13 protein-coding genes and 1 pseudogene are annotated in these 11,086 nt (G+C 67.3%); 12 read left to right on the top strand and 2 right to left on the bottom strand.

Going from position 1 to position 11,086, the window contains the following annotated elements; genetic code table 11:
• The 10 genes and pseudogenes from N5D30_RS02980 to hemN all read left to right on the top strand — a co-directional run.
• Positions 1–184: pseudogene (locus N5D30_RS02980) on the top strand (cytochrome-c oxidase, cbb3-type subunit II); the annotation flags it as partial.
• Between the two features lie 6 nt (positions 185–190).
• On the top strand, positions 191–376 hold the full coding sequence (locus tag N5D30_RS02975) for a cbb3-type cytochrome c oxidase subunit 3 (RefSeq protein ID WP_220813351.1): 186 nt from the start codon (positions 191–193) through the stop codon (positions 374–376).
• Complete coding sequence (gene ccoP, locus N5D30_RS02970; RefSeq protein WP_279907574.1) at positions 373–1,341, top strand: cytochrome-c oxidase, cbb3-type subunit III; 969 nt, start codon at positions 373–375, stop codon at positions 1,339–1,341. The genes N5D30_RS02975 and ccoP overlap by 4 nt, the downstream gene beginning before the upstream one ends.
• 132 nt (positions 1,342–1,473) lie before the next feature.
• Positions 1,474–2,889, top strand: a complete 1,416-nt coding sequence (ccoG, locus tag N5D30_RS02965) for a cytochrome c oxidase accessory protein CcoG (RefSeq protein ID WP_220813353.1) — start codon at positions 1,474–1,476, stop codon at positions 2,887–2,889.
• Positions 2,890–2,903: 14 nt separating this feature from the next.
• Positions 2,904–3,407, top strand: coding sequence for a FixH family protein (locus tag N5D30_RS02960; RefSeq protein ID WP_279907573.1), 504 nt, complete (start codon positions 2,904–2,906; stop codon positions 3,405–3,407).
• A 13-nt stretch (positions 3,408–3,420) separates the two neighbouring features.
• Complete coding sequence (locus N5D30_RS02955; RefSeq protein WP_279907572.1) at positions 3,421–5,829, top strand: heavy metal translocating P-type ATPase; 2,409 nt, start codon at positions 3,421–3,423, stop codon at positions 5,827–5,829.
• A 30-nt stretch (positions 5,830–5,859) separates the two neighbouring features.
• Complete coding sequence (locus N5D30_RS02950; RefSeq protein ID WP_279907571.1) at positions 5,860–6,132, top strand: hypothetical protein; 273 nt, start codon at positions 5,860–5,862, stop codon at positions 6,130–6,132.
• A 3-nt stretch (positions 6,133–6,135) separates the two neighbouring features.
• The gene (gene ccoS, locus N5D30_RS02945) at positions 6,136–6,342 is read left to right on the top strand and encodes a cbb3-type cytochrome oxidase assembly protein CcoS (RefSeq protein ID WP_220813357.1); all 207 of its coding nucleotides are present in this window, start codon (positions 6,136–6,138) and stop codon (positions 6,340–6,342) included.
• 1 nt (position 6,343) lies between these two features.
• Positions 6,344–7,033, top strand: coding sequence for a sulfite exporter TauE/SafE family protein (locus tag N5D30_RS02940; protein WP_279907586.1), 690 nt, complete (start codon positions 6,344–6,346; stop codon positions 7,031–7,033).
• 113 nt (positions 7,034–7,146) lie between these two features.
• Complete coding sequence (gene hemN, locus N5D30_RS02935) at positions 7,147–8,529, top strand: oxygen-independent coproporphyrinogen III oxidase (protein WP_220813358.1); 1,383 nt, start codon at positions 7,147–7,149, stop codon at positions 8,527–8,529.
• A 90-nt stretch (positions 8,530–8,619) separates the two neighbouring features.
• Here hemN and N5D30_RS02930 read toward each other — a convergent pair whose 3' ends face one another.
• Positions 8,620–9,069, bottom strand: a complete 450-nt coding sequence (locus N5D30_RS02930) for a hypothetical protein (protein ID WP_279902221.1) — start codon at positions 9,067–9,069, stop codon at positions 8,620–8,622.
• Between the two features lie 164 nt (positions 9,070–9,233).
• Here N5D30_RS02930 and fnr point away from each other — a divergent pair, with 164 nt between their 5' ends.
• Complete coding sequence (gene fnr, locus N5D30_RS02925; protein ID WP_220813360.1) at positions 9,234–9,968, top strand: fumarate/nitrate reduction transcriptional regulator Fnr; 735 nt, start codon at positions 9,234–9,236, stop codon at positions 9,966–9,968.
• A 10-nt stretch (positions 9,969–9,978) separates the two neighbouring features.
• Complete coding sequence (locus tag N5D30_RS02920; RefSeq protein WP_279907569.1) at positions 9,979–10,527, top strand: adenine phosphoribosyltransferase; 549 nt, start codon at positions 9,979–9,981, stop codon at positions 10,525–10,527.
• 64 nt (positions 10,528–10,591) lie between these two features.
• Here N5D30_RS02920 and N5D30_RS02915 read toward each other — a convergent pair whose 3' ends face one another.
• Complete coding sequence (locus N5D30_RS02915; protein ID WP_279907568.1) at positions 10,592–11,056, bottom strand: DUF3859 domain-containing protein; 465 nt, start codon at positions 11,054–11,056, stop codon at positions 10,592–10,594.
• Positions 11,057–11,086: the final 30 nt, after the last annotated feature.

Genomic DNA, 11,086 nt, shown 5'->3' with positions numbered 1-11,086 from the left:
CGTCGAGAACAAGCTCGACGGCAAGGACACCGCGGCCAAGATGGAAGCTCTGCGCACGCTCGGCGTGCCATACACCGACGAGGACATCGCCGGCGCTCGCGAAGCCGTCAAGGGCAAGACCGAGATGGACGCCCTGGTCGCCTTCCTGCAAGGCCTGGGCACCTCTATCAAGAACAAACGGTAACGCGCCATGGATATCGGGATGATTCGCGGTATAGGCACCGCAGTGGTCTTCATCGCCTTCATCGGCGTGGTGCTCTGGGCCTACAGCAAGAAGCGCAAGAGCAGCTTCGACGAGGCAGCCAACCTGCCCTTCGCCGACGACGTCCCAGCCAAGAAGCGTGACGAGCAAGATTCTGGGAGCAATAAAGAATGACTTCGTTCTGGAGTATCTACATCAGCGTACTGAGCCTCGGCACCATTGTCGCGCTCACCTGGCTGATCTTCGGGGTGCGCAAGGGTCAGCGCGCCGACACCACCGAGGACACCGTCGGCCACTCCTTCGATGGCATCGAGGAGTTCGACAACCCGCTGCCCAAGTGGTGGTTCATGCTGTTCGTCGGCACCATCATCTTCGCCCTCGGCTACCTGGTCCTCTACCCGGGCCTGGGTAACTGGAAAGGCCTGCTGCCCGGCTACAACGAGGCCGGCGACGGCAAGCCGTTCAGCAGCGGCGAGCGCGGCTGGACCGGCGTGCACGAGTGGGAGCGCGAGATGGTTCGCGCCGACAAGCAGTACGCGCCGATCTACGCCAAGTACGCCGGCATGCCGATCGAGGAAGTGGCCAAGGACGAGCAGGCCCTGAAGATGGGCGGTCGTCTGTTCGCCTCCAACTGCTCGGTCTGCCACGGCTCCGACGCCAAGGGCGCCTACGGCTTCCCCAACCTGACCGACAACGAGTGGCGCTGGGGCGGCACGCCGGAAGACATCAAGCAGACCATCACCGCCGGCCGTCACGGCATGATGCCTGCCCAGGCGCCGACCATCGGCGAGGAAGGCGTACGCAACGTGGCCGCCTACGTGCTGACCGAACTGGCCGGCCGCAAGCTGCCCGAAGGCGTCACCGCCGACGTCACCGCCGGCAAGCAGGTGTTCGAGAGCGTCTGCTTCGCCTGCCACACCAAGGAAGGCACCGGCACCCCGAGCATGGGCGCGCCGAACCTGACCAACCCGAGCGCCTTCATCTACGGCAGCAGCTACGCTCAACTGCAGCAGACCATTCGCTACGGCCGCAACGGCAGCATGCCGGCGCAGCTGCAGTACGTGGGCAGCGAAGACAAGGTGCACCTGCTGGCGGCGTACGTGTACAGCCTGTCGCACGGCAAGCAAGCAGAGAAGTAAGGTTACAAATGCCTGGCGCGACCGCTGGTCGCACCCGGCCACCGCTCGATCAGGCGTACCATAGTGACGTGAAATTCTGACTCCCTCGGCAAGTATCGGGGGAGCGCCCACACAAGCCGTGGTACGTCCCTGATGAGCGAACAGATTCCCGTCCGAAACATCACCCCTCCCCCGGCCAAGGGCGGCGAAACCGTCGACCTCTACGCCAGCCGCGAAAAGATCTACACCCGCGCCTTCACCGGTCTGTTCCGCAACCTTCGCCTCAGCGGCGGCGCCTTCCTGTTCCTGCTCTACTTCGGCACCGTCTGGCTCAACTGGGATGGCCATCAGGCCGTCTGGTGGAACCTGCCGGAACGCAAGTTCTTCATCTTCGGCGCCACCTTCTGGCCGCAGGACTTCGCCCTGCTGTCCTGGCTGCTGATCATCTGCGCCTTCGGCCTGTTCTTCATCACCGTGTTCGCCGGCCGCGTCTGGTGCGGCTATACCTGCCCGCAGAGCGTGTGGACCTGGGTCTTCATGTGGTGCGAGAAGGTCACCGAGGGCGACCGCAACCAGCGCATGAAGCTGGACAAGGCGCCGATGAGCGCCAACAAGTTCGCCCGCAAGGCCGCCAAGCACGGCCTGTGGATTCTCATCGGCCTGGTCACCGGCCTGACCTTCGTCGGCTACTTCTCACCGATCCGCGACCTGATCCCCAGCCTGCTCAACGGCGAGGCCGACGGCTGGGCCTACTTCTGGGTCGGCTTCTTCACCCTGGCCACCTACGGCAACGCCGGCTGGCTGCGCGAACAGGTGTGCATCTACATGTGCCCCTACGCGCGCTTCCAGAGCGTGATGTTCGACAAGGACACCCTGATCGTCTCCTACGACCCGCGCCGCGGCGAGAAACGCGGCCCGCGCAAGAAGACCCTCGACTACAAGGCCCAGGGGCTGGGCGACTGCATCGACTGCACCATGTGCGTCCAGGTCTGCCCCACCGGCATCGACATCCGCGACGGCCTGCAGATCGAGTGCATCGGCTGCGCCGCCTGCATCGACGCCTGCGACAGCATCATGGACAAGATGGGCTACCCGCGAGGCCTGATCAGCTACACAACCGAACACAATCTTTCCGGGCAGAAGACGCACCTGGTGCGCCCGCGCCTGATAGGCTACGCCACCGCGCTGGTGGCGATGATCGGCCTGTTCGGTTGGGCCGTCGCCAGCCGCTCGCTGGTGGAAATCGACGTGCTCAAGGACCGCGTGCTGTTCCGCGAGAACGAAGAAGGCCACATCGAGAACGTCTACACCGTGAAGCTGATGAACAAGGCCCAGCGCGACCTGACCTACGTGATCTCCGTCGAAGGCATCGAGGGTATCGAGTACGAAGGCAGGAACGAGGTCAAGGCGGCGGCCGGCGAGGTGCTGTCGATTCCGGTGGAGCTGTCCATCCCGCCGGAGAAGCTGCCTTCCAGCGCCAATGAAGTCGTGTTCAAGGTCCAGGCCTTGGAAGATCCGTCCATCGAGAACGACGCCGACAGCCGCTTCATCGGCCCGAGCGTACGTTGAACACAGGTTCCTACATGTCGCAGCAACAACCTCCGGTCGTCCCCTGGTACAAAGTCACCTGGGTCTGGCTCATCCTCGGTCTCCTCGGCATGTCCGTGGTGCTCGGCACCAGCATGCTGGTGATCGCCACCAAGAACCCGCCGGGACTGCTGTCGGACAATTACTACGACGTCGGCAAGGGCATCAACACCTCGCTGGAGCGCGAGGAACTGGCGACCCGCCTGAAACTGCGCGCCGAGCTGGTGCTGGACAACGAGAAGGGCACCGCCGCCCTGCAGCTGGAGGGCTACAGCAACCCGCCGCAGCTGGTGCTCAACCTGATCTCGCCGACCCAGCCGGAGCGCGACCGCCGGGTGGTGATGCAGGCCCAGAACGACGGCAGCTACGCCGGCAACCTGCTGGACGCCGTCGAGGGCCGCCGCTTCGTCGAACTGATCGGCCAGGAAGGTGGCAAGGACTGGCGCCTGTTCGAAGAAGAAAACCTGGCCAGCGGCCAGCGCATCCAGCTTGGCGAGTAATGCCCCGCCGAGCATGAGTATACCCCTCTCCTGCTATCACTGCGGGTTGCCGGTTCCCGCCGGCAGCCGCTTCGAGGCCCGCGTCCTGGATCAGCCGCGGGCCTTCTGCTGCCCGGGCTGCCAGGCGGTGGCCGAGGCGATCGTCGCCGGCGGGCTGGAGAACTACTACCGCCACCGCAGCGACAGCGCGGTCAACCCGCAGACCCTGCCCAAGGCCCTGCCGGACGAACTGGCGCTGTACGACCGCGACGAGGTGCAACGCGGCTTCGTCCAGCACGAGGGCGAACTCAGCGAAACCAGCCTGATGATCGAAGGCATCAGCTGCGCCGCCTGCGGCTGGCTGATCGAGAAGCACCTGCGCACCCTGCCCGGGGTCGCCGAGGCCCGGCTCAACCTGTCCAACCAGCGCCTGCAGGTGCGCTGGGCCGACAGCCAGATACCGCTCAGCCAGCTGATCGCCGAACTGCGCCGCATCGGCTACGCCGGCCACCCCTGGCAGGCGGACGAGGCGAGCGAGCGGCTGGCCGCGGAGAACCGCAAGTCGCTGCGCCAGATCGGCATCGCCGGCCTGCTGTGGATGCAGGTGATGATGGCGACCATGGCCACCTGGCCGGAATTCAACGTCGACCTCTCGCCGGAGCTGGACAAGATCCTGCGCTGGACCAGCCTGTTCCTCACCACGCCCATCGTCTTCTACTGCTGCGGCCAGTTCTTCCGCGGCGCCCTGCGCGACCTGCGCACCCGCCACCTGACCATGGACGTGTCGGTGTCCCTGGCCATCGGCGGCGCCTACGCGGCCGGCATCTGGTCCACCGTCACCGGGGTGGGCGAACTGTATTTCGACGCGGTGGGCATGTTCGCCCTGTTCCTGCTGGCCGGCCGCTACCTGGAGCGGCGCGCCCGCGAACGCACGGCGGCGGCCACCACCCAGCTGGTCAGCCTGCTGCCGCCCTCCTGCCTGCGCCTGGGCGACCAGGGCAAGGCCGAGCGCATCCTGCTGCGCGAACTGGCGGTCGGCGACCGCGTGCTGGTCCAGCCGGGCGCCATGCTGCCGGCGGACGGCCGCATCGTCGCCGGCCAGTCCAGCGTCGACGAATCCCTGCTCACCGGCGAGTACCTGCCGCTGGCCCGTGGCGAGGGCGACGCGGTCACCGCCGGCACCCTCAACGTCGAGGGCCCGCTGACCGTGGAGGTGCAGGCCCTGGGCAACGACACCCGGCTGTCCTCCATCGTCCGCCTGCTCGAACGCGCCCAGGCCGACAAGCCGCCCATGGCCGAGATGGCGGACCGGGTGGCCCAGTGGTTCCTGCTGATCGTGCTCGGCCTGGCCGCGGTGGTCGGCCTGGTCTGGTGGCAGATCGACAGCGAGCGGGCGTTCTGGATCGTCCTGTCGCTGCTGGTCGCCACCTGTCCCTGCGCCCTGTCGCTGGCCACGCCCACCGCCCTCACCACCGCCACCGGCAGCCTGCACAGGCTCGGCCTCCTGCTGACCCGCGGCCACGTGCTGGAAGGCCTGAAGCAGATCGACACGGTGATCTTCGACAAGACCGGCACCCTCAGCGAAGGCCGCCTGACCCTGGAGCGCATCGAACCGCTGGGCGCACTGGACGCCGACGCCTGCCTGACGCTCGCCGCCGCCCTGGAGCAGGGTTCCGAACACCCCATCGCCCGCGCCTTCGGCCATAGCCCACGGGCGGCCGAGCAACTGGTCAGCGAACCCGGCCAGGGCCTGGAGGGCGTGCTCGACGGCCGCCGCCTACGCATCGGCCAGCCGGCCTACGTTGCCGCCCTCGCCGATCAGGCGACCCCAGCCATTCCCGGCGAACACGGCCAGTGGCTGCTGCTGGGCGACGAGCGCGGCCCGCTGGCCTGGTTCGTCCTCGGCGACCGCCTGCGCGAGGACGCGCCGGAACTGCTCGCCGCCTGCCGCGCCCAGGGCTGGGACATCATCCTGCTGTCCGGGGACAGCTCGCCGATGGTCGGAGAGGTGGCCCGTCAGCTCAGCATCGCCGACGCCCGCGGCGGCCTGACCCCGGACGCCAAGCTGGCCGTGCTCAAGGATCTGCACGAACGGGGCCGGCGCGTGCTGATGCTCGGCGACGGGGTCAACGACGTGCCGGTGCTGGCCGGCGCCGACATCAGCGTGGCCATGGGCAGCGCCACCGACCTGGCCAAGACCAGCGCCGACGCTGTGCTGCTGTCCAACCGCCTTGGCAGCCTGGTGCAGGCCTTCGCCCTGGCCCGCCGCACGCGCCGTATCATCGTCGAGAACCTGGCCTGGGCCACCCTGTACAATGGCCTGGTGCTGCCGTTCGCGGCGCTCGGCTGGGTCACCCCGCTGTGGGCCGCGCTCGGCATGTCGGTCAGTTCGCTGCTGGTGGTGTTGAACGCCCTGCGCCTGGCTCGCGTCCCAAGACAATAAGCCCCCTATCGTGGTGCTCGACGAGGTCTTATGCAGAACAACACGGCAAAAGTCGCCTGGTGGGTCCGTCTACTGGCCATCGCGCTGCTCTGCGTGCAGCTCTTCATCGCCGGCCATGTCGCAATCTCGCTGATCGACCAGCGGACCTCGCTCGGCAGCCTGCTGGCCGAGCCGCTGGATACCCTGCTGCTGGTGTTGATCAACGCCCTGTTTGCCTTCGTCGCCCTGACCGGGCGCAGCCCCGCCAAACTGTTCCCGGCTGCCAACCTCGATCTGCGGCCATTCTTCCGCCGGAGCCACTGAGTCATGTCCGCCATCTACATCCTGATCCCGATTGCCGTGGTTCTGGTCGGCTTCGCCATCTGGCTGTTCGTCTGGGCCGTGGACAACGGCCAGTACGACGACCTGGACAGCCCGGCCCACAGCATCCTGTTCGACGACGAGGACCCGCAGCACAAGGCCGGCGTCGCCGAGGCCGACAAGAACGGCGACAAGGACGAGCCGCGTGCCTGAACTGGGCGTTCCGGCACTGGCGCCCCTGCTGGCTTCCGCGCTGATCCTCGGCCTGCTCGGCGGCGGCCACTGCCTGGGCATGTGCGGCGGCCTGATGGGCGCGCTGACCCTGGCCATCCCGCCCGAGCAGCGCGCCCGCCGCTTGCGCCTGCTGCTGGCCTACAACCTCGGCCGCATCCTCAGCTACGCCACCGCCGGCCTGCTCATCGGCCTGGCCGGCTGGGCCGTGGCCAGCAGCCCGGCGGCGATGGCGCTGCGCGTGGCCGCTGGCCTGCTGCTGATCGCCATGGGCCTGTACCTGGCGGGCTGGTGGAGCGGGCTGACCCGCATCGAAGCCGTCGGCCGCCACCTCTGGCGCCACCTGCAGCCGCTGGCGAGCCGGCTGATGCCGGTCAGCAGCCTGCCCCGCGCCCTGCTGCTCGGCGCCGTCTGGGGCTGGCTGCCCTGCGGCCTGGTCTACAGCACCCTGCTGTGGGCTTCCAGCCAGGGCTCGCCGACGGACAGCGCGCTGCTGATGCTGGCCTTCGGCCTGGGCACCTGGCCGGTGCTGCTGGCCACCGGTATGGCCGCCGAGCGGCTGACCGCCCTGCTGCGCAGGCGCGGCGTGCGCGTGGCCGGCGGCCTGCTGGTGATCCTGTTCGGCCTGTGGACGCTGCCCGGCCCACACCAGCACTGGCTGATGGGCCACTGACTCTCCTGGCAGCCCGCGCACCCTACAGAACATGCGACGGCCTGACTCAGATCAAGGAGCCGACCCTGCACGCCCCCTAGACTGGCAACACTGTCACTCCAGGGATACTCCAAATGCTCGATGCCATCCGCTGGGACGCCGACCTGATCCGCCGCCATGACCGGCCAGGCCCGCGCTATACCTCCTACCCCACCGCCGTGCAGTTCCATGGCGACGTCGGCTCCTTCGACCTGCTGCACGCTCTGCGCGACAGCCGCAAGGCCCAGCGGCCGCTGTCGCTCTACGTGCACGTGCCGTTCTGCGCCAACATCTGCTACTACTGCGCCTGCAACAAGGTGATCACCAAGGATCGCGGCCGCGCCCTGCCGTACCTGGAGCAACTGGAGCAGGAGATCGCCCTGATCGCCTGCCACCTCGACCGCAACCAGGTGGTCGAGCAGCTGCACTTCGGCGGCGGCACCCCGACCTTCCTCAGCCACGACGAGCTGCGCCGCCTGATGGGCTCCCTGCGCCAGCACTTCACCCTGCTGGACGACGACAGCGGCGACTACGGCATCGAGATCGACCCGCGCGAGGCCGACTGGTCGACCATGGGCCTGCTCCGCGAGCTGGGCTTCAACCGCGTCAGCCTCGGCGTGCAGGACCTCGACCCGGAGGTGCAGCGCGCCGTCAACCGCCTGCAGACCCTGGAGCAGACCCGCGCCATCGTCGACGCGGCCCACGCCCTGCAGTACCGCTCGCTGAACATCGACCTGATCTACGGTCTGCCCCGCCAGACCCCGGAAAGCTTCGCCCGCACCGTGGACGAAGTGATCGCGATGCAGCCGGACCGGCTGTCGGTGTTCAACTACGCCCACCTGCCGGAGCGCTTCATGCCGCAGCGGCGGATCAATACCAACGAGCTGCCCGCCCCGGTGGACAAGCTGGCCATGCTGCAGGGCAGCATCGAGCAGCTCACCGCCGCCGGCTACCGCTACATTGGCATGGACCACTTCGCGCTGCCCGACGACGAACTGGCGATGGCCCAGGAAGACGGCACCCTGCAACGCAACTTCCAGGGCTACACCACCCACGGCCACTGCGACCTGATCGGCCTGGGCGTATCGGCCATCAGCCAGGTCGGCGACCTCTACAGCCAGAACAGCAGCGACCTCGCCAACTACCAGCAGAGCCTGGGCAACGGCCAGCTGGCGACCCAGCGCGGCCTGCTATGCAACGACGATGATCGCATCCGCCGCGCCGTGATCCAGGCGCTGATCTGCCAGTTCCAGCTGAGTTTCCGTGATATCGAGGAGCGTTTCGCCATCGACTTCCGCAACTACTTCTCGGCGATCTGGCCACAGCTGCAGCAACTGGCCCGCGACGGCCTGATCGACCTCACCGAGCAGGGCATCGACGTGCGCCCGGCCGGCCGCCTGCTGGTGCGCTCGCTGTGCATGCTGTTCGACCACTACCTGGAACAGCAGAACCAGCAGCGTTTCTCGCGGGTGATCTGAAAGGTGGGCTTCGTGGTCCCGGATTGCATCCGGGCTACGGTATTCCCCGGCGCGTAGCCCGGATGCAATCCGGGGAAACGACCTCGCCGGTCAGGACATGGCCAGCTTGAGCGCCTGCATGCGCTGATCGTCGGTGAGGCGCTTGTCCTTGAGCGCATCGGCCAGCTCGAACTGGGCCGAGGTCAGGGCGCTCTGCAGGGTGGCCAGTTCGCTGCGCAGGGCCTCCGCCTTGACCTGCCTCAGCTCCGGGTCCATGTCACCGTCGGCCGCCAGCGCCTGCAGTTCGGCCTGCTTCTCGGCGATCTGCTGGCGCAGCGCGCGAATCAGCTTGACGATTTCCTTGATGTTGTCCGGCAGCTCGGCCTCGTCCACATCCTCGTTCTTCGCGCTGGCCCGCGTGCGCGACAATTCCGACAGGGACACCCGCAGGCTCTCGTGCACCTCCTGCTCGCTGGGCTCCTGGCCCGCGACGCGTGCCTCCTGGCGCTGGATACCCTGGGCCAGCCGCTGGGTCAGGCCGCTCACATCCACCTTCAACATGGAATTTCCCTCGACGCATGCTTAGCTGAACTATCGGGCGGCGCCGGGAAAACTTGAATCTGCGGTCAATCATTTGCCTGATCGGCCATGCTCGCGCTGGCCCGGGTGCGGGGCTATGGGTTAACCTTTGTGTTCGTGTGTGATCTCCAAGTCAGGGATATCCGATGTCAGAAACCATCAAGGTGCACAGCCCCCACCAGGCCCACTGCAAGGACTGCAGCCTGGCGCCTCTCTGCCTGCCGCTGTCCCTGAACCTGGAGGACATGGATGCCCTGGACCGCATCGTCAAACGCGGCCGCCCGCTGAAGAAGGGCGAGTTCCTGTTCCGCCAGGGCGATGCCTTCGACTCGGTGTTCGCGGTCCGCGCCGGCGCGCTGAAGACCTTCACCCTGAGCGACTCGGGCGAGGAACAGATCACCGGCTTCCACCTGCCCAGCGAAATGGTCGGCCTGTCCGGCGTCGATACCGAGGTCTACCCGGTGTCGTCCCAGGCCCTGGAGACCACCTCGGTCTGCGAGATTCCGTTCGATCGCCTGGACGAGCTTTCCGTGCAACTGCCGCAGCTGCGCCGCCAGCTGATGCGGGTGATGAGCCGCGAAATCCGCGACGACCAGCAGATGATGCTGCTGCTCTCCAAGAAGACCGCCGACGAGCGCATCGCCACCTTCCTGGTCAACCTCTCCGCGCGCTTCCGCGCCCGCGGCTTCTCGGCCAACCAGTTCCGCCTGGCCATGTCGCGCAACGAGGTGGGCAACTACCTGGGCCTGGCGGTGGAGACCGTGTCGCGGGTATTCACCCGCTTCCAGCAGAACGGCCTGATCAACGCCGAAGGCAAGGAAGTGCAGATCCTCGACCCGATCGAGCTGTGCGCCCTGGCCGGCGGCAACATGCCGGACTGAGGGCGACCGGATGATCTTCGACGAGTTCGCCGTCAAGTCCCTGATCCGCCCGGTGCCGGATTTCCCCAAGCCCGGCGTCGTGTTCCGCGACATCACCCCGCTGTTCCAGTCGCCGCGCGCCCTGCGCATGGTGGTGGACAGCTTCATCCAGCGCTACGTCGAGAACGATTTCAGCCACATCGCGGCGATGGACGCGCGCGGCTTCCTGTTCGGCTCGATCATGGCCTACGAGCTGAATAAGCCGCTGATCCTGTTCCGCAAGCAGGGCAAGCTGCCGGCCGAGGTGCTCGCCGAGAGCTACCAGACCGAATACGGCGAGGCGCTGCTGGAAGTGCACGCCGACAGCCTGTGCGAAGGCGACCGGGTGCTGATCTTCGATGACCTGATCGCCACCGGCGGTACCCTGCTCGCCGCGGCCCGCCTGGTGCGCCGCCTGGGCGCAACCGTGTACGAGGCCGCCGCGATCATCGACCTGCCCGAACTGGGCGGCTCGCGGAGGCTGCAGGACATGGGCATCCCCACCTTCACCCTGACCGCGTTCGAACTCGGCGAAGGCTGAGTCCCGACCCGACGGTGCGCGGAGCCCTTCGCAGGGTACGCCGCGCATACCGGGCGGCCCCACCTCACTGCACGGTGAAACGCCGCTCCGCCAGCTTGCGGTCACCCTGGAACACCATCAGGTGCCATTCACCCGGCACGGCCTCGTAGTGCTCGGTGAACTCGAACGCCATCACGTCCTGCGGGGCATCCACCACCAGCTTCTGCTGCAGTTCGATCTTGTCCTGGCGCTTGCCGTCCGGGCCGACCAGGCCGGGGGTGAGGTACAGCAGGGTCAGCGGCTGCTCGCTCTCGGTCTTGCCGAGCAGCCGGTAGCGGATGCCGAACTTGGTACCCAGGCGCGCCGGCACCACGTCGGTCTGCTCGATCGGCTGGTTGGCGCGGGTCAACACGCGCTCGCCCGGCTGCGGGTCCTTGATCGGGGCGCTGGTGAACACGCCGTACTCGATCGGACCCTCCACGCGCACATCGGCGAAGGCCAGGTTGGAAGCCAGGCCAAGGGCCAGGGCCGGCAGACAGAACAGTTTCATCTCGCGCTCCTCGTTGACGGAATGGCGCGA

Source organism: Pseudomonas sp. GD03875 (genome assembly GCF_029840585.1).
Taxonomy (GTDB): Bacteria; Pseudomonadota; Gammaproteobacteria; order Pseudomonadales; family Pseudomonadaceae; genus Aquipseudomonas; species Aquipseudomonas paralcaligenes.
The sequence above is the reverse complement of the archived record's forward strand: the minus strand, read 5'-3'. Positions and strand labels throughout refer to the sequence as shown.